13 protein-coding genes are annotated in these 19,117 nt (G+C 66.0%); 8 read left to right on the top strand and 5 right to left on the bottom strand.

Annotated features, from left to right (window positions below; translation table 11 throughout):
* Positions 1 to 2: 2 nt before the first annotated feature.
* A complete protein-coding gene (gene minE, locus ABE422_RS17585) occupies positions 3 to 263 on the top strand; it encodes a cell division topological specificity factor MinE (RefSeq protein ID WP_017355894.1) in 261 nt (86 codons plus the stop codon).
* Positions 264 to 310: 47 nt separating this feature from the next.
* Entirely contained in the window at positions 311 to 796 is a 486-nt protein-coding gene (locus tag ABE422_RS17580; protein WP_313217576.1) for a hypothetical protein, read from the top strand.
* Between the two features lie 205 nt (positions 797 to 1,001).
* Here ABE422_RS17580 and ABE422_RS17575 read toward each other — a convergent pair whose 3' ends face one another.
* The 3 genes from ABE422_RS17575 to ABE422_RS17565 form a co-directional block, all read right to left on the bottom strand.
* Positions 1,002 to 2,240: a DUF819 family protein gene (locus ABE422_RS17575; RefSeq protein WP_346483416.1), complete on the bottom strand. Its 1,239-nt coding sequence runs from the start codon at positions 2,238 to 2,240 to the stop codon at positions 1,002 to 1,004.
* A gap of 237 nt (positions 2,241 to 2,477) precedes the next feature.
* Positions 2,478 to 4,541, bottom strand: coding sequence for a S9 family peptidase (locus ABE422_RS17570; protein WP_346466338.1), 2,064 nt, complete (start codon positions 4,539 to 4,541; stop codon positions 2,478 to 2,480).
* Between the two features lie 148 nt (positions 4,542 to 4,689).
* Positions 4,690 to 6,660: an oligopeptide transporter, OPT family gene (locus tag ABE422_RS17565; RefSeq protein ID WP_346463932.1), complete on the bottom strand. Its 1,971-nt coding sequence runs from the start codon at positions 6,658 to 6,660 to the stop codon at positions 4,690 to 4,692.
* Between the two features lie 223 nt (positions 6,661 to 6,883).
* Here ABE422_RS17565 and ABE422_RS17560 point away from each other — a divergent pair, with 223 nt between their 5' ends.
* Positions 6,884 to 8,035, top strand: a complete 1,152-nt coding sequence (locus tag ABE422_RS17560; protein ID WP_346483415.1) for a heparan-alpha-glucosaminide N-acetyltransferase domain-containing protein — start codon at positions 6,884 to 6,886, stop codon at positions 8,033 to 8,035.
* A 202-nt stretch (positions 8,036 to 8,237) separates the two neighbouring features.
* A complete protein-coding gene (locus ABE422_RS17555) occupies positions 8,238 to 10,013 on the top strand; it encodes an oligopeptide:H+ symporter (protein ID WP_346482167.1) in 1,776 nt (591 codons plus the stop codon).
* Between the two features lie 78 nt (positions 10,014 to 10,091).
* Here the strand turns inward: ABE422_RS17555 and ABE422_RS17550 are convergent, their stop codons facing one another.
* Both ABE422_RS17550 and ABE422_RS17545 read right to left on the bottom strand, forming a co-directional pair.
* Positions 10,092 to 12,065 (bottom strand): S9 family peptidase, encoded by a 1,974-nt coding sequence (locus ABE422_RS17550; protein ID WP_346483414.1) that lies wholly within the window; start codon positions 12,063 to 12,065, stop codon positions 10,092 to 10,094.
* Positions 12,066 to 12,213: 148 nt separating this feature from the next.
* On the bottom strand, positions 12,214 to 12,849 hold the full coding sequence (locus ABE422_RS17545; protein WP_121043335.1) for a LysE family transporter: 636 nt from the start codon (positions 12,847 to 12,849) through the stop codon (positions 12,214 to 12,216).
* A gap of 134 nt (positions 12,850 to 12,983) precedes the next feature.
* On the opposite strand from ABE422_RS17545, the gene ABE422_RS17540 reads away from it, so the two are divergent.
* The 4 genes from ABE422_RS17540 (at position 12,984) to ABE422_RS17525 (ending at position 18,967) form a co-directional block, all read left to right on the top strand.
* Positions 12,984 to 13,889 (top strand): LysR family transcriptional regulator ArgP, encoded by a 906-nt coding sequence (locus ABE422_RS17540; RefSeq protein ID WP_259261335.1) that lies wholly within the window; start codon positions 12,984 to 12,986, stop codon positions 13,887 to 13,889.
* A gap of 119 nt (positions 13,890 to 14,008) precedes the next feature.
* Positions 14,009 to 14,593, top strand: a complete 585-nt coding sequence (locus tag ABE422_RS17535; RefSeq protein ID WP_313212039.1) for a hypothetical protein — start codon at positions 14,009 to 14,011, stop codon at positions 14,591 to 14,593.
* Between the two features lie 152 nt (positions 14,594 to 14,745).
* Positions 14,746 to 16,437 (top strand): malate dehydrogenase (quinone), encoded by a 1,692-nt coding sequence (gene mqo, locus ABE422_RS17530; RefSeq protein ID WP_346483413.1) that lies wholly within the window; start codon positions 14,746 to 14,748, stop codon positions 16,435 to 16,437.
* Between the two features lie 331 nt (positions 16,438 to 16,768).
* Positions 16,769 to 18,967 (top strand): TonB-dependent siderophore receptor, encoded by a 2,199-nt coding sequence (locus ABE422_RS17525; RefSeq protein ID WP_346483412.1) that lies wholly within the window; start codon positions 16,769 to 16,771, stop codon positions 18,965 to 18,967.
* Positions 18,968 to 19,117 lie beyond the last annotated feature (150 nt).

Here is a 19,117-nt window from a genome sequence, read left to right as displayed (position 1 = left end):
GCATGGGACTGTTCGATTTCCTGAACCGAAAGAAGACCACTGCCGAAACGGCCAAGAACCGCCTGCAGATCATCATCGCGCAGGAACGCAGCCACCGCGGCGGCCCGGACTACCTGCCTCTGCTGCAGCGCGAGCTGCTGGAAGTGATCAAGAAGTACGTCAACATCGACGCTGATGCGGTCAAGGTCGATCTGGTCAAGGACGGGGAGCACGATGTGCTCGATATCTCCGTCGCCTTGCCGGAAGGCCCGCAGCAGCCCTGATCGACATCGCCCCTTCCGCGTTGGAAGGGGCGGTTGAGCGGTAACCCATGAACGACGCTGCCCCCACCGCCGAACCGCAGGTCACCTGTGTCGGCGATATCCGTTTCGACGATGCCCTCGCCCTGCTCGCCACCCACGATCTGCACCTGCATCGTGTGGCCGACGGCGCGCCGATTCCGGGCAGCTATTGGGGTGAACCCGAAGCCGGCATCATCGGCAGCGACGTGTATGTCCGCGATGACACGCCCGTGCACTCGATGCTGCACGAAGCTTGCCACCTGATCGTGCTGCCGCCGGAGCGGCGTGCGCTGGTGCACACCGATGCCACCGATTCGGTGCCCGAAGAAGACGCCACCTGTTACCTGCAGATCGTGCTGGCCGCGCAACTGCCAGGCGTGGGCAGCGCGCGCTTGATGCTGGACATGGATGCGTGGGGGTATACGTACCGGCTGGGGTCTACGAAGGCGTGGTTCGAGCAGGATGCGGAAGATGCCAAGGCGTGGTTACTCGAACGCGGCCTTCTTCCTGCGTAAATCCGCATGTGCGGCTGGTCCCGGGCGCGTGGTGACGCGCCAACCGTATAGGCGCCAGGGTGTTCACTCGGCGCGGTTCGAGCAGGACGGTGAAGATGCACTTGCCTGGTTGATGTAGCGCAGGTTGCTTCTGCCGTAGAGCCGACCGTTGGTCGGCTGTCGTGCGCTGTGACGCGACGTTACAGCAGCCGACCAACGGTCGGCTCTACCCGGCCATCGCGCGCAGGGTGATGCCCACGATGTAGGCCAGATACGTGCCCGTCGCGTAGCCCATCGTGCCGAGCAGCACGCCGACCGGCGCCAGCGAGGGGTGGAACGCCGCCGCGACCACAGGCGCGGAGGCCGGCCCGCCGATGTTGGATTGCGAACCAATCGCGAAGTAGAAGAACGGCACCTTCAACACCCGCGCCAATGCCCACAGCAGCACGATGTGCACCGCGATCCAGATCAGGCCAAGCAGGAACAGCCAGGGGCGGTCCAGCAGCGCCAGCAGGTCCATCTGCATGCCGATGCAGGCGATCAGGAAGTACAGCAGCAGCGAACCCAGTTTGGAGGCACCGGCGCCTTCCAGGTTGCGCGCACGGGTGAAGCTCAGCGCCAGACCGCAGGTAGTGGAGATCACCACCACCCACACGAACGGCGCGTCCAGACTGAACTGCGAGGCCCAGGCGACATGCCCCTTGAACCACGCCGAGACCGGCCCGGCAATCGCATGCGACAGGCCCACCACGCCGAAGGCAACGGCGACGATCAGCATCAGGTCGGTCAGGCTGGCCACGCGCTCATGCTGTGCCTGGAAGGCCTCGATGCGCAGCTTGAGGGCATCGAGGCCCGAGGTGTCGGCACCGCTGCGCGCATCGATCTTTGCCGCGCGCCCGGCCATGAAGATCAGCACCGCCATCCACACATAACCGACACCGACATCGACCACCGCGAACTGCCCGAAGGTGGTCGCGTTGACATCGAAGACTTCGCGCATCGCCAGCATGTTGGCGCCGCCGCCGATCCAGCTGCCGGCCAGCGCGGCCATGCCGGCCCAGGTATCGCCGGCCACGGTTGCCGGATGCAGCCACTTCATCAGCTGGAAGGCGACCACGGCGCCGATCATGATGCTGAGCGAGGCGCCCAGGTACATCACGATCAGTTTTGGTCCCAGCCGCAGGATGCCCTTGATGTCCACGGCCAGGGTGAGCAGCACCAGGGCGGCGGGCAGCAGGATGTCACGAGCGACCGGGTTATAGAGATGGGTGTTCTGGCCATCGATCAGGCCGACGGTGTTGTACACACCGGGAATCAGGTAGCACAGCAGCAACGCGGGCACGTAGGTATAGAAGCGCTTCCACAGCCCCTGCTCGCGCGAGGCGGTCCAGAACACGGCACCGAGGGTGGCGGCGATCAGGCCGAAGACGACGATGTCGTTCTGGATCAGGGCGGGAGCTTTCACGGGTGCGGAGTACCTGGAGGAGGGGCGTGCGATTCCACACGTTTCGGGAAAACAATCACCGGTAGAGCCGACGGTTGGTCGGCTGATTTTTTCCGGCAGCCGACCAACTGTCGGCTCTACCGGTTACACCGCCGACGATGACCGGTTACACCGCCGCCGATCACCGGTGATACCACGGCCAACGAGACCCGGTGCCATGAAGAAGCGCCGCCCCTGGGGGCGGCGCTTCAAACCGGCTTATTCGCCGATGTGCTGCTTCAACCAGCCGTTGACAGTGTCGTGCCACTGCACGCTGTTCTGCGGCTTGAGCACCCAGTGGTTCTCATCCGGGAAGTACAGGAACTTGGACTCGATACCCTGGCGCTGCGCAGCGGTGAACGCGGCCAGGCCCTGCTCCACCGGAATGCGGTAGTCGAGCTGGCCGTGCACGATCAGGATCGGCTTCTTCCAGTCGGCCACATGGTTGACCGGGTTGAACTTCTCATAGTTGGCCGCCTTCTCGTACGGCGTGCCACCCTGCTCCCACTCGGTGAACCACAGCTCTTCGGTGGCGTAGCCCATCATGCGCTGGTCGAACACGCCGTCATGATTGACCAGGCACTTCCACGGCTCGTTCCAGTTGCCGGCGATCCAGTTGACCATGAAGCCGCCGTAGCTGGCGCCCAGGGCACACGCCTTGTCACCGTTGAGGAACGGGTACTGCTTCTGTGCCGCGGCCCAGCCCTTCTGCAGGTCTTCCAGCGGGCGGTCGCCCCAATGCTGGCTGATCGCATCGGTGAAGGCCTGGCCGTAGCCGGTGGAGCCGTGGAAGTCGATCATGACCACCGCGTAGCCCTGGCCGGCGTAGGTCTGCGGGTTCCAGCGGTAGCTCCAGCCGTTGCCGAAGCTGCCCTGCGGGCCACCGTGGATCAGGAACGCGACCGGGTAACTCTTGCCTTCCTGGTAGTTGTACGGCTTGACCACGTAACCGTGCACGGTCTCGTTGTTCCAGCCCTTGAACTGGAACTGCTCGTAATCGCCGAAGGCGACGTCGGGCAGCATCTCACCGGCGCTCGGGGTGATCTCGCGCGGGTTGGCACCATCGAAGGCGGCCACGATGATCTGATCACCGCTCTTCAGACTGTTCTTCGTATACGCCAGCGTGGTGCCGGCGATCACCGGCGAGCCGATGCTGCCGCCGTCGGCCACCACTTCAGCGGTGCCGGTGGCGATATCGACGCCGAACAGGCGGTGCTCGCCCATGTCGTCGGCGCTGGTGTAGATCAGCGTGCCGTCACCGGACAGCACGATCTCGCCGGCCGAACGATCCCACTTGGGTGCGATCTCGCGGGTCTTGCCGGTGGCCACGTCCATGGCCATCAGGCCGAAGCGATCCGCTTCGAAGCCCGGGCGCTTCATGGCGCGGTAGTACAGGGTCTTGCCGTCGGCGCTGAACACCGGGCCGGCATCCCAGGCCGGGTTGGCCGCGGTCAGGTTGACCGGGGCCTGCTTGCCCTCGGCATCCAGACGGTACAGATCGAAATTGGTCGACCACGGCTCCTGCTTGCCGGCCACGCGGATCGCGGCGACCACGCTCTTGCCATCCGGCGACCAGGTGAAGTCGTCATTGCCGCCGAACGGCTTGGACGGCGCATCGCCGGCCAGCGTCGCGCTGATCGCCGAAGCACCCTTCACCGCGGCGGCCTTGCCTGCCGGCAGCGGCGCCACGAACAGCGTATTGCGGCGGCCATCGGCCCAGGTATCCCAATGGCGCACGAACAGGTTATCGAACACCTCACCGGTGTTCTTGCGCGCCTTGTGCGCGTCCAGCTTCTTGCTGGTGCACGCCAGGTCCGAACCGCAGTCCTGGAACACGCCGCTGCTGAAGGCCACGCGGTCGCCCTGCGGGGAGACGTGGAAGCTGTCCACATCGACGGGGAAGTCGGTCAGCTGGCGCGGCGTGCCGCCGGTGGTCGGCTGCGCGTAGAGCTGCTGGCTGCCGTTCCTGGCGCTCAGGAAGTACACCGTCTGGCCATCGGCCGACAGCGCTGCGGAATTGACGTTCCAACCGGCCGGAGTCAGCGGCTTGGGCGGGGCCAGGTCACGCGTGCGCAGGTTGCGGATGTACAGGCCGGTGCTGGCCTTGCTGTCGGTACCGACCACGCGCTTGGCGAAGATCACGTTGCCGCCATCGGCGGTGAGCAGCGGGCTGGAGACCCGATCCAGCGCGATCATGTCGCGCACATCCAGGCCACGCGTGGCCGCCAGCGAGGGCATCGCGGTCAGCAGGCACAACGGCAGCAGGGCGTAACGAAGTTTCATCGGGGTCTCCGCGGAACGGCAAAACGCCGATGGTAGGGCCGAGGGGTGGCCCATGCAAAGGCCATCGGTCATGCCGTGCCCTGGGCGCTCCAGAAACGACAAACCCCGCCGGAGCGGGGTTTGTCGTGACGCACACCGGGGTCGCTGGTTAGACCGAACCCACCGCGCGTTTGCCGGTGCGGTAGATCAACCAGCCGACCAGGAACAGTACGGCCAGACCGATCCACTGCGCGCCCGGCAGGTGGAACGGCAGCGCCAGCACGTCCGCGCGGCTGCTGATCACGATCGGCACCGCGATCGCGATACCCATCAGGGCTTCACCGGTGATCAGGCCGGCGGCGAACAGCACGCCCGGCTTGTGCACGCGGTCGCGGCCTTCTTCATCGTCGCCGCGGATCTTGTGGAAACGCTCCACCAGGTAGGCGATCAGGCCGCCCAGGAAGATCGGCACCATCAGCTCCAGCGGCAGGTAGATACCGATCGCCGCGGCCAGCACTGGCACGCGGAAACGGGCGTTGCGCGACTTCAGCCAGCTGTCGAAGGCGATGATCGCCGCGCCGACCACGGCACCGATGCCGATGAAGGTCCACGGCAGCTCGCCGCCGAACAGGCCCTTGGCCACCGAGGCCATCAGATTCGCCTGCGGTGCGGCCAGCGCGTTGGGATGCAGCTCGGACTTCACGCCGATGCCGTAGGCGGTGGCCAGCAGGTTCAGTACCGGCGCCATGATCAGCGCGCACGAGAACGCGCCGATGCCCAGCATCAGCTGCTGCTTCCACGGGGTGGCACCGACGATGTAACCGGCCTTGAGATCCTGCAGGTTGTCGCCACCGACCGCGGCCGCACAGCACACCACCGCACCGATCATGATCGCGGCCACCGCACCCAGCGGGGCGCCGCCCACGCCGACCGGGGTCAGGCCGTCCTTGCCGAGCAGCAGCACCAGCACCGCCGAGGCGAACAGGATGGTGGAGATGGTGATGCCCGAGACCGGGTTGTTGGAGGAGCCGATCAGGCCGGCCAGGTAGGCCGAGACCGAGACGAACAGGAAGCCGGCCACGATCATGATGAGCGTCATCGGGATCGAGACGTGCCACTGGCCCACGATGGCCTGGTACAGCGCCAACAGCGGCAGGGTGAACACCACCAGGGCCACCAGCATCCACTTCATCGGCAGGTCGCGCTCGGTGTGCGCCAGCGCCGGGCCACCGCTCTTGCGGGCCGCGGCAAAGCCACTCTTGACGCCATTGAGCAGCGACTTGCGCAGCGAGATCAGGGTCCACACGCCACCGATCAGCATCGCGCCCACGCCCAGGTAACGCATCTTCGCGCCCCAGATGGCGAACGCCGCCTCGGTGGAGCTGGCCGTGGCGATCGAGGCGGCCAGGGCCGGATCGGTGTTCATGAAGAACGACTGGTACAGCGGAATGGCGATATGCCAGGTCAGGATCGAGCCGGACACCACCACGATGCCGACATTCAGGCCGACGATGTAGCCCACACCCAGCAGCGCCGGGGACAGGTTGGTGCCGATGAAGGCGGTGATCTTCGAGCTGCCCACGTAGGCCGAGGTGGCCCAGGCATCCGGAATCAGGCGCAGGCCGCTTTCGGCGGCCAGCTTCACGAAGGCGCCGATCACCGCCGACACAGCCAGGATCTTCAGGCCCGGGCCGGGGTTTTCACCGGCCTTGAGCACTTCGGCGGCCGCCTTGCCTTCCGGGAACGGCAGCGGATCTTCGACGATCATCGAACGGCGCAGCGGCACCGAGAACAGCACGCCCAGCAGGCCACCCAGACCGGCGATGCCCAGCACCCACCAGTACTTGAAGTCCGGCCAGTATCCCATGATCACCAGCGCGGGGATGGTGAAGATGACGCCGGCGGCGATCGACGAGCCGGCCGAAGCACCGGTCTGGACGATGTTGTTTTCAAGGATGGTGCCACCGCCGAGCAGGCGCAGCACGCCCATGGAGATGACGGCCGCGGGAATCGCGGTGGCGATGGTCAGGCCTGCGAACAGACCGAGGTAGGCGTTGGCGGCCGACAGAATCACCGCCAGCACGATGGCAAGCACCACCGCGCGGAAAGTGAGCTGGCGTGGCGCAGCGTCGTTGTTCATGGAAGCCCCTGCTGGCAAAAAATCCCTGCCACGCTAGCGTTCATGTACGGGCAAGTCCAGTAGTGCCGGCCGCCGGCCGGCAACCCCGCACCACCTGATCGAGGCCCCTGTTGACCTACGCGGGCCGCCGCCGCTGCGACACGCCGGACTCGGCAACGTCCAAGGCCGGGCCCATCCACTTTAGTTATGTTATATCCTATCGCACCGAGCAACCGGCGCTGCTGTGACGCATTCCCCCACCTCCCGCCTGACCTCCATCGACCAGCTGCGCGGCACCGTCATCGTGCTGATGCTGCTCGACCACGTGCGCGAAACCTTCTACATGCACCAGCAGGTCGGCGACCCCATGGTGGTGGACCAGGTCGAGCCGGCGCTGTTCGTCAGCCGGCTGCTGGCGCATCTGTGTGCCCCGGTGTTCGTGCTGCTGACCGGCCTGTCGGCCTGGTTGTACGCCAGTGGCAAGCCGGATGGGCGCCGGGCCGCGTCGGCTTTCCTGCTCAAGCGCGGCCTGTTCCTGGTGGTGCTGGAGCTGCTGGTGGTCAACTTCGCGTGGACGCTGCAGTTCCCGCCCAGCGTGATGTACCTGCAGGTGATCTGGGCGATCGGCATCAGCATGATCGCGCTGGCCGGGCTGTTGTGGCTGCCACGCGGCGCACTGGCGGTGCTGGCGCTGGCCGTGATCGCCGGGCACAACCTGCTCGATGGCGTCCGCGTGCAGGGCGACGGGGTGCTGGCCGTGCTGTGGAAGGTGCTGCACCAGCGCGACTGGATCACCGTGACCGACGGGCTGCGCCTGCGCACCTCCTACCCGGTGCTGCCGTGGATCGGCGTCATTGCACTGGGCTGGGTGATCGGCCCGTGGTTCGCGCGCGGCGGCGATGCCCTCCTGCGCCAGCGTCGCCTGTGGATGGCCGGCGCCGGTGCGCTGCTGGCGTTCGTCATCCTGCGGGCGGTGAACCTCTACGGCGACAGCCCGTGGCAGTCCTTCGCCACACTGGGCAGCACGCTGATGAGCGTCTTCAACGTCACCAAGTACCCGCCCTCGCTCCTGTTCCTGCTGCTGACCCTGGGCATCGGCCTGCTGTTGCTGCGCCTGTACGAGCAGCCGCGCGTGGCACGGGCGCTGGCGCCACTGGCCGACATCGGCGCAGCACCGATGTTCTTCTACCTGCTGCACCTGTACGTGCTGAAGCTGCTGTACGTGCTGGCCGAAGCACGCTGGGGGCACACCCACGGCGCGTATGTCGCCGTGGACCACGTGGCGAGCCTGTGGGTGATCACCGCGGTACTGGCACTGGCGCTGTACTGGCCGACCAGAGCGTTCGCGCGCTTCAAGGCGCGTCGGCGGGATCTGGCGTGGCTTCGCTATCTGTAAGCGCGCGATGCCGGGATGGTGAGGCTGCCGGCCAGCGGCCGGCACTACTAGAGCGTACCGGCCGGCACTACTGGAGCGTAGCGGCCGGCACTACGACAGCGGCGCGGCCGATACCACGACGGCGGAGCGGCCAGACACGGCACGGCTGACCCTTCGCCCCGGGCCTATACTCGCCCCCTTGTCCGCCCTGCCCGATCCCTCGATGACCGCAGCCGCCCTGCCCGCCGCCGCAACCTCCACCCCCACCGACGACTTCCTCGGCCATCCCAAGGGCGTCTACATCTGCTTCTTCACCGAGATGTGGGAGCGGTTCTCGTTCTACGGGATGAAGGCGCTGCTGCTGTTGTATCTCACCAAGTACCACCTGTTCGGCGACAAGGCCGGCCTGGATCTGCTCGGCGCGTACGGTGGCCTGGTCTACTGCATCCCGGTCTTCGGCGGCCTGCTCGCCGACCGCTGGCTGGGCATGCGCAAGGCGGTGGTGTTCGGCGGCGTGCTGCTGGTGCTCGGGCATCTGGGCATGGCCTTCGAAGGTCACGCAGCGGTCCGCGTCGATGGCGCGGTGGTCCGCGATGACGCCGCGCTGGGCATCACCTACCTGTCGCTGGCCCTGATCATCATGGGCGTGGGCTTCCTCAAGCCGAACATCTCCACCATCGTCGGCAAGCTGTACCCGGAAAACGATCCGCGTCGCGATTCGGGCTTTTCGCTGTTCTACGCCGGCATCAACCTGGGCGCGCTGTTTGCCTCGCTGGTGTGCGGCTTCCTCGGCGAAGCCTATGGCTGGAAGTACGGCTTCGGCGCGGCCGGTATCGGCATGGTGATCGGCCTGGGCATGTTCCTGTGGGGCCAGAAGTACCTGCAGGGCCACGCCGAACCGTCCGACCTGCCGGCACTGCGCCAACGCGTGCTCGGCATCCGCCGCGAATGGCTGATCTATGCGGTGGCCGTGCTGGGCGTGGTGCCGGTCGCCGCGCTGATGTGGGCCGCGGCCAATGGCGCGTTCGCGCTCGGCGGTGAAATCAGCCTGGCGCTGATGTTGATGATCGTGGTGCTGGGTGGCGTGCTGGTCTGGTTCGCCTGGTTCACCGGCACCCGCTGCACGCCGGTGCAGCGCCAGCAGATGATCGCGCTGATGGCGCTGATCTTCATGGCACTGGTGTTCTTCACCCTGTACGAGCAGACCTACGGCTCGTGGGTGACCTTCACCGATCGCCTGCTGACCAAGGACCTGGTGCCGTCGCTGGTGATCCAGGGCGGCACGCCGCTGCCGTGGTCGATCGCCTCGCTGCTGTTGGCACCGCTGGGCTTCGTGGTGGCCGCGCGCCTGTCGGAGCGAAACCCGGGTTCGTCCGCGCCGCGCAACCTGTTCATCGCCATTGTGGCCGCGATGCTGGTGATGCTGATCCGCGACTGCCTGGTGATCCCGCAGACGGCCGGCTCGCTGACCTACCTCGGCGGCCTGTTCCTGGTGGTGCTCGCCCCGCTGTTCGCGATGCTGTGGGCGTGGCTGGACCGTCGCCGCATGGACCCGTCCAAGCCCATCAAATCCTCGATCGGGCTGATCTTCGCTGCGCTGTCGTTCGTGCCGTTGGCATTGGCCGCCCAACACGTGGGTGCAACCGGACAGATGGCCAGCGTGTGGTGGCTGGTGCTGGCGTATCTGATCCTTGAGATCGGCGAAATGTGCCTGTCACCGGTCGGTCTGTCCGCCGTCACCCAGCTGGCCGCGCCGCGCGTGGTCAGCCTGATGATGGGCACCTGGTTCCTGGCCACCGCGTTCTCCGAAACGCTGGCCGCGCTGTTCGGCAAGCTCGCCGCGATCGAGGTGCCGGAAGGCCAGACCATGGATATCGCCAGCGCCGCCGCCAGCTACGAACACCTGTTCTGGCTGCTGATGTGGATCGGACTGGGCTGCGCCGCCGTCGCGCTGATCTGCTCGCCGCTGCTGAAGCGGATGATGCACGGGGTGAAGTAATTCCGCGCCGTTTGCACAGACGACGACGGCACCTTCCGGTGCCGTTGTCGTTGAGGCGGGGTGGATGTCGCGCCGTACTCAGGGTTGGGCTGGCGTCGACGCCGAGGCGGTCTGGCCGCCCAGGCTGTTGGACAGGAACGCCAGCAGCTTGGTGTAGTACTCGCGGCGGTGCGGATCGGTGTAGAAGCCGTGGCCTTCGGTAGGGTAGTACAGCGCTTCCACCGGCACGCCGGCTTTCCTCAACGCCGCTTCCATCCGCCTGGTGTGCTGGATCGGCGCGCGTTCGTCTTCGCCACCGGCAGCGAGGAATACCGGCACCTTGATGCGGTCGGCCAGATTCACCGGCGATACCGCCGCCAGTTGCTGCCGGTCACCGATCCATTCCTTGAGATAGTTTTCGCCGGAACCACGCCGCTGGATGTCGCCGGTGGTGAACATGATCGGCAGGTCATAGACACCGACATACCCGGCCGCACAACGGTACAGACCGGGCTCTTTGGCAGCGCCCATCATCGCCGCGTAGCCGCCATAACTGGCGCCATAGATGCAGATCCGCGAGGCGTCGGCGATTCCCTCGCTGATGGCCCAGCGGGTTGCATCGGTGAGATCGTCCTGCATGGTGCCGCCCCACTCGCGGGCGCCAGCAGACCGATGCGCGCGCCCGTAATTGCCCGATCCACGGAAGTTGATCTGCAGCACCGCATAACCCGCGTCAGCGAGCATCTGGCTGACCGGGTCGTAGCCGCCGGTATCGAACGGGCCGTAAGGCCCCCCGTGCGGGATCACCACCATCGGCTGCCTGGTGGCATTGCCTTTACCCGGCACCGTCAGGTAGCCGTGCAGGGCAAGCCCATCACGCGCTTTGAGCGCCACCGGGCGCACGACGGCCGTCGCGGCCGGGTCGATCCAGCTGCTGCGGCTGATGACGTGGTCGGCCTTCTTTGCCTCATTGTCGAAGATGTAGAAGTCGCCCGGGTTGCGACCCGACCACGCCTCAACCATCAGCTGCCTGCCATCACGGGTGCTGGAGGTGATGAACACCGCATCACCACCAAATGCGGCCTCCAGGCTGCGATACAGACGGGCATCGGGGCCCTGTTCGTCGAAGAAGCGGGTGCGCGGCGTGTCACCCAGGTACAGCGCCCCCACCGGGATGGATGTGCCCGGCCGATAGATGTACTTGTGCACATCCACCACCGGATCGCGGAGCACGAGCTTGCGCTCTTCGGTCACCGGGTCCCAGGACACGATGGCATCCGGCCCCTGCGGCATCTCGGTATTGAAGTACGCCAGCCGACCATCTTCGGAAAAACCAATCGCAGTTTCGATACGCCCGTTCAGTGCTTCATCGTTGACGAGCTTCCAGGTCGTGCCCGACCCTTCGCGGTAATACAGCTTGTTGACGTTGTCGGTTCCCGCGCCATGCGCGAAACGCACCTGGCCCTGGTTGTCGGTGACGAAATCGGCGCGACGCACGGGCGAGCGCGCCACGGTCTGACGGCGGCCGGTGGTGACATCGAGCCGATCGGCACGGGTGAACGGGTCATCGTTGAACGGCCAGATCGTGACCAGCACGTTGCGGTCGTCCGCGGGCAGGTCATCAGCGAGGAACGCCGCCACCGCCTCCACTTTTTTCTGCTGGATGCGGGTACCCGGGCCGTTTCCCTGGACGCGGTAGCCGACCAGCAGTTCGCCGCGCCCGCCATTGGCGTTCATGGCATACAGTTCACCGGTCATTCGAGGCTGGTCCAGGGAACCATGCTTTTCGGCCAGGCCGATCAGGACGCGCTCTCCACTGACCCAGTCGAAATGGTTGGCGTGATTGTTCCTGGGTGGCACAAACGAGCCCACCACCTCACCCCCGTCTCTGCGCAGAATCGCCAAGGCCGTCCGATCTTCCATCGGCACTGTCGCTGCGTAGTAGTCGCCGTTCGGCGAAATCTTGATATCGGTGAAGGCATCCCGGCGCAGGTAGCGCTCCAGATCCACCGCGCCGGCGTGGCCCGTGATGGCCAGCAATACCAGCAGTCCCAACCTTTTTACGTGCTTCATCCTTTCCCCCTGCTGCATCGGACCTCATGTCCGGGATCGCGATTCTAGGCGGAAGATCGAGCTGCCAACCAGAGGGATATTCCTGCTGATGCAAAAAAAATGGCACCGCGAACGGTGCCATTTCCAGGACCTGCATCGAGGAGAGAGTTCAATGCATGCCGCGGAACGCGAGGCTGAGCGCCAGGATCGACAGGATCACCGCGATGGTGCCGTCGAGGATGCGCCAGGTCTTGGGCTTGGTGAACAGCGGGGCCAGCAGGCGCGCGCCCAGGCCCTGGGCGGTCAGCCACAGGCAGCTGGCGGTGAACACGCCGGCGGCGAACGCCATGCGCGCATTGCCGAAGTTCTCGGCGATACCGCCGATGACCATCATGTCCAGCCAGAAATGCGGATTGATCAGCGAGAAGCCGACCGCCGAGATCAGCACCGCGCGGCGCGAGGTGCTGTCGCCATCGTCCACATGCATGCCGCCGCCACCGGCCAGCGCGCGCCGCGCCGACTGCCAGGCGTACCAGGCCAGGAAGGCGACACCGCCCCACAGCACCACGGTGGTGAGCCACGGCAGCGCCTGGGTCAGCGTGCGCAGGCCCGCCACGCTGGCGAAGATGAAGATGCCATCGATGGCGGCGCAGGTCGCCACCACGGGAATGATGTGCTTGCGCAGGATGCCCTGGCGCAGGATGAACGCGCTCTGCGCGCCGACCACCGCGAACAGGCCGATGCCGGTTGCGGCACCACTGAGCCACGCGCTCAGCCCGGCGCCGCCGGAAAGGATGGAAAACATGGGATACCACCTGTGTCTTGCTGGGGGGCGGTGCCTCGCCAAGGCGTACAGCACCGGATGGCGCGTATTGTCGCGCCGCAACATTAAAAAGTAGAGCTAAACTTACTTAACCATCTTTAGCAGAACTTAAGATCATGCGCATCGACCATGCCCAGCTCCGCGCCTTGGCGGCGGTGATCCGCGAAGGCAGCTTCGACCGTGCCGCGCAGTCGCTCAATGTCACTGCCTCGGCGGTCTCCCAGCGGGTCAAGGCGCTGGAAGACCGGGTCGGCCGCCTGCTGGTCAAGCGCTCGTCCCCGGCGGTGGCCACCACCGAGGGTCAGGTGCTGGTCCAGCTGGCCGAGCAGACCGCCCTGCTGGAGCACGACGCGCTGCACCGGATGGGCATCGCCGATGAGGACCTGCCCCATGCCAGCATTCCGGTGGCGGTCAACCACGACAGCCTGGAAACCTGGTTCCCCGAGGCGGCCCTGCAGTTCGCACGGCAGACCGGCACCACGCTGGACCTGCGCTCGGAAGACCAGGACCACACCGTGGCCCTGCTCCGGCAAGGGGCCGTGCTGGGCGCGGTGACCACGCTGGATGAGCCGGTGCAGGGCTGCCAGATCCATGCGCTGGGCAGCATCCGCTATGCCGCCACCTGCACCCCGGCCTTCCATGAGCAGCACTTCGCCAAGGGCGTCAACGCGCAGTCGCTGGCCCAGGCCCCGGTGCTGGTGTTCAACCGCAAGGACGACATGCAGGCCCGGTTCGCCCGCCGCCTGGCCGGCAACGACCTGCCGCTGACCGCGCCGACCTGGTGGATTCCCTCCACCCGCGCCTTCGTCCAGGCCAACCTCGGTGGCCTCGGCTGGACCATGAACCCGTTGCCGCTGGTCAAACGCCACCTGGACGCCGGCCGGCTGGTGCACATGAAGCAGCGCGCGTGGGAAGACGTGCCGCTGTACTGGCAGCACTGGAAGGGCGATGTGCAGACGATGGCGCTGCTGACCCGGGCGGTGCTGGCCGCCTCGGCGACGCTGGTGCGCAAGAAGCGATAGCCCCGGACCGGTAAGCGCCGACCGGTGGTCGGCTGTCGTACCGGGGCCGCATGCAGCCCTACACGACCTGACGACCCGCCCCGATGCAGCATCGGCGCATTCCCGCCGCGGGCACGTCGATGGACACCGATCCGGTCTACCTGCACATCCGCGTGGTGCTCAGCATCATCCTCGGCCTGAGCATCACCACCCTGCTGCGGGGTCTGGCGGGGATCATCGAGCACCCCCAGCGCCGCGGCTGGTCGTGGATCCACCTGTGCTGGGTGGTCTGGGCGCTGATCTCGGTGGTGACCTTCTGGTGGTGGGAGTTCCGCCTGGGCGAGGTCCGGCAGTGGACCTTCGAGCTGTATCTGTTCGTGATCGCCTACTGCGCCGCGTGGTACCTGCTCTGCGTCCTGCTGTTTCCGGACGATGTGCGCGAGTTCGGCAGCTATGAAAACTACCTGCTGCAGCGGCGCGGTGGCTTCTTCGGGATGCTGGCGCTGGTCACGCTGCTGGATCTGGTCGATACCGCCATCAAGGGGCACAGCCGCTGGCAGATGCTCGGCGATGCCTACTGGGTCCACACGGTGGTGATGCTGGCCATTGCCGGGCTGGGCATGGCCCTGCGCCAGCGTCGCGCCCATCTGGCCCTGGCCCTGATAGCACTGGTCTATCAAGCCAGCTATTTCCTCGTTGAATACTTCACCTTGGCCAGCGACTGACCCGGTCTGGCACACCCACCGGATGCTGCGTTGCACCAAATCCGTACCGGAAAGGGCTAAAATTGCCTCCAAGGTACCGCTGTGACGCCCGTCTTCACGGGCGTTCCCGGCAGCGGCGGCATCCTTCCCATGTCTCCCTACCTGAGATCCCCATGAAAAAACTAGCGAAGGTCGTCCTCGGCCTGTTCGTGGTGTTGCTGTTGGCAGCGGCACTGTTCCTGTACTGGCCGCTGCATCAGCGTTCGGTCCCGGCTGCCGGCAACGACAAGCCGGTCGACGTCGTCCTGGTCGGCGGCGGCATCATGAGCATCACGCTCGCCACCTTCCTGCAGGAGCTGCAGCCCGACTGGAACATCCAGGTCTATGAACGCCTGGACGGGGTTGCGCTGGAAAGCTCGGACGGTTGGAACAACGCCGGCACCGGCCATTCCGCGTTCGCCGAGTTGAACTACACCCCCGAGCTGCCGGACGGCAGCATCGAGACCAAGCGTGCGGTCGGCATCGCCGAGCAGTTCGAGATCTCGCGCCAGTTCTGGTCGCACCAGATCCGCGAAGGCCGCCTGAGCCAGCCCAGCGATTTCATCAACCCGACCCCGCACATGAGCTTCGTCTGGGGGGATGAGAACATCGCTTACCTGCACAAGCGTCAGCAGGCGCTGGTCAAGAACCCGCTGTTCTACGGCATGCAGTACTCCGAGGATCCCGCGCAGATCACGCAGTGGGCGCCGCTGTTGATGGAAGGCCGCGATCCGAAGCAGAAGGTCGCCGCCACCTGGATGCCGCTGGGCACCGACGTGAACTTCGGCGTGATCACCCGCCAGCTGACCGCGGGCCTGGAACGCAGCCCGAACTTCAAGCTGCACCTCAACCATGAAGTGCGCGCCCTGCGCCAGAACGATGACAAGAGCTGGAACGTGACCGTCAAGGACCTGAAGTCCGACAACGAGACCACGGTCAAGTCGCGCTTCGTGTTCATCGGTGCCGGCGGCGCCGCGCTCAAGCTGCTGCAGCTGTCGGGCATTCCGGAATCGAAGAACTACGCCGGCTTCCCGGTCGGTGGCCAGTTCCTGGCCTTCCAGGACCCGGTGATCGCCAACCGGCATTCGGTGAAGGCCTACGGCATGGCCGAAACCGGCTCGCCGCCGATGTCGGTGCCGCACCTGGATGCGCGCAAGCTGGATGGCAAGCCGGTGGTGCTGTTCGGGCCGTTCGCGCTGTACAGCACCAAGTTCCTCAAGCATGGCTCGTGGTTCGACCTGTACTCCTCGGTCAACCACAACAACGTGGCCGGCATGATGGGCGTGGGCCTGGAGAATCTGGACCTGGTGAAGTACCTGATGGGCCAGGCACGTCTGAACGATGACGACCGCCAGGCCGAACTGGTCAAGTATTTTCCCCACGCCAAGCGCGAGGACTGGAAACTGGTGACCGCCGGCCAGCGCGTGCAGATCATCAAGAAGGACCCGGAAAAGGGCTCGATCCTGCAGTTCGGTACCGAGATCGTGACCGACCAGGACCACACCCTGGCCGCCCTGCTCGGCGCCTCGCCGGGTGCCTCGACCTCGCCGCCGATCATGCTGGACCTGCTCAAGAAAGCCTTCCCCGAGCAGATGGCGGCGGGCTGGGAAGTGCGCCTGAAGGAAATCGTGCCGTCGTATGGCCGCAAGCTCAATGACAGCCCGGCGCTGACCAATGAGATCCGCCGCCTGACAAGCGAAACCTTGAAGCTGCCGTACCTGGAGGTGCCGGTCGAGACCAGCCCGGCGGTCATGCTGACCCCGCCGCCGGCCCCCAAGCCGGCCGAGGCCAAGCGCAACGCCAACGAAGAACTGCAGGCGCTGTAAGCCTGCTCCGGCGAGGCCTTCGGGCCTCCGCCACGGTTTCCCTCCGGCCACCCTCGCGGTGGCCGGTTGCGTTTTTGGGGGCCAGCGCCGCCGCGCGACCGCTTTACGCCGACGCGGCCGATTGTTCAAGAATTGTAAAGCGACTGAGAACGATTTACATTTGCGCATCGCAGGGGTGTCGCTACGGAAACGGGACGGTCTCAACGGACTGCCGTCTCCCCGCAGCTGCCCGACAGCCTGCTTTCCCAGGATGGACCTACCGTGCCTGGCGCCTGCGCGCCGGCGTTGCCTGCCTGTTGCCTTCCTTCCCTACTGCCGTCCAGAGACCCCCATGTCGCTCCGCGCCCACCCGCTCCGCTCCCGCCGTGCCCCGCTGGCCCTGGCCCTGTTCTCCGCCCTCTCGCTGACCGCCCCGCAGGCCTTCGCCGATGCGCTGGCAGACGCCAGCAGCGCTGCCGATGCCAAGACGTTGGACAAGGTCAGCGTGGTGGGTGCACGGGCCGCGCCCTCGAGCACCACCCGCCTGCCGATCAGCCTGCAGGAAACCCCGCAGTCGGCGACGTCGATCGGCCTTCAGCGCCTGCAGGACGAATCGCTGTTCAGCATCAACGACGTCATGCGCAACGTCACCGGCGTGAGCGTCTCGTTCTACGACACCCAGCGCCCGCTGTATTACGCACGCGGTTTTCCCATCACCGATTTCCAGGTCGATGGCATCCCCACCTACAGCGGCTCGACCAACCAGGAATATGACACCGCGTTCTACGATCGGGTCGAAGTGATCCGCGGCGCCAACGGCCTGCTGAGCGGCGCAGGCGTGCCATCGGCGACGGTCAACCTGCTGCGCAAGCGCCCGGGCAAGGAGTTCGATGCCTCCTTCTCGGTCAGCGCCGGCAGCTGGGACTACCAGCGCATGGAAGCCGACGTGACCGCGCCGTTGACCGCTGACGGCCGTTTCCGCAGCCGAGTGGTTGCCGCCTACACCGACCGCGATCTGTATTACGACCGCTACCACGAGAACAAGATGGCCGGCATGGCCGTGCTGGAAGGTGACCTGACCGACAGCACCACGCTGACCGTCGGCTACCAGACCCAGGACAACAATCCGGTTGGCTCGACCTGGGGCACGGTGCCGTTCTTCAACAGCCAGGGCGACTTCGCCCATCTGCCGCGTTCGACCAACGTCGCGCCGAAGTGGAGCTACTGGCAGCGCGAGACCAGCACCGCTTTCGCCAACCTGGAGCAGCGCTTCGGCGAGAACTGGCTGCTGAAGATCAACACCGCCTACACCCAGGGCAACGTGCAGAACGTGCGCGTGTACGGCAGCGGCTACCCGGATCCGACCACCGGTGCGGGCATCTTCCTGCGCACCGCCGCCGGCGATTCCGAAGACACCCGCCGCAACGTGGATGCCTACCTGAGCGGCACGTTCTCCTTGTTCGGCCGCGAGCACGACCTGACCGTGGGTGGACAGTGGGCGGATCTGGAAGGCACCACCAACACCATCGCGCTGCACTATCCCACCGATTGGGCACGTTGCGGGACCGAGCGCTGCTACTACATCCCGGATATCCGCACGTGGGATGGCGACATCTCCGAGGTGACCTACGCGCGTACCGGCGCACGCCGCGTCGCCAAGACCACGCAGAGTGGCGTCTACGTGGCCACCCGCCTGCGCCTGGCCGATCCGCTGGCCTTGATTGCCGGTGCGCGCCTGAGCCGTTGGGAAACGCTTTCCCGTTCCTACAACGCGGCCGGCGCGTACACCGGCACCAGCGGCGCTTACAAAGTGACGGATGAAGTCACGCCTTATGTGGGACTGGTGTACGACATCACCCCGCAGGTGGCGGCGTATGCCAGCTACACCGAAATCTTCAACCCGCAGAATTTCAAGGACCGCAACGAAAACCTGCTGGCACCGGTGGAAGGCTCCAATCTGGAAGCGGGCATCAAGTCGCAGTGGTTCGATGGTCGCCTGACCGCCAATGCCGCGGTGTTCGAGGCCAAGCAGGACAACTACGCGGTGCTCGACACGAGCGTGCCGGAGCGCTCGCTCAGCGACGGCAGCTCGGCTTACATCGGCATCAACGGGACCAAGGCACGCGGCTGGGAAGTGGACGTCAACGGCGAGATCCTGCCGGGCTGGACGGTCAATGCCGGCTTCACCCACGTCAAGGTCACCCGTGCCGCCACCGATCTGCTGTACGCCAACCCGGCCGAAGATCTGCTGCAGCTCAACACCCAGGTGCGGCTGCGCGGTGCCCTGGAGCGCCTGAGCGTGGGTGCCGGCGTGCAGTGGCAGAGCAAGGTGCAGGGCTACAACGTCCCCTATCCGCTCGGCGGCACGGTCACGGTGAACCAGCCGGCGTACGCGCTGGTGCAGTTCAACGCCAACTACCGCCTCAGCGACAGCTGGACGGCGACGTTGAGCGTGCGCAATGCGCTGGACAAGACCTACTGGGCCAACCTGGATTACAACAACTACGGCGAGCCGCGTTTTGTCGCGCTGAGCCTGCGCTGGAAATACTGAGGCCTGACGACATCGCTGTGTTGAACGAACGGGTCGCCTTCGGGCGGCCCGTTTTTTTTGTGGCGACCCACCGTACACAGGTAGTGGCGGGGGGGGGGGGGGGGCCGCCGGGGCCGCCCAAGGCGGGGGGGAGGCGCGCCCCCGCGGCCA

This window comes from Stenotrophomonas sp. TWI1151 (assembly GCF_039673135.1).
Classification (GTDB): domain Bacteria; phylum Pseudomonadota; class Gammaproteobacteria; order Xanthomonadales; family Xanthomonadaceae; genus Stenotrophomonas.
Note: the sequence above shows the minus strand (reverse complement) of the source record. Positions and strands in the feature narration are given on the sequence as shown.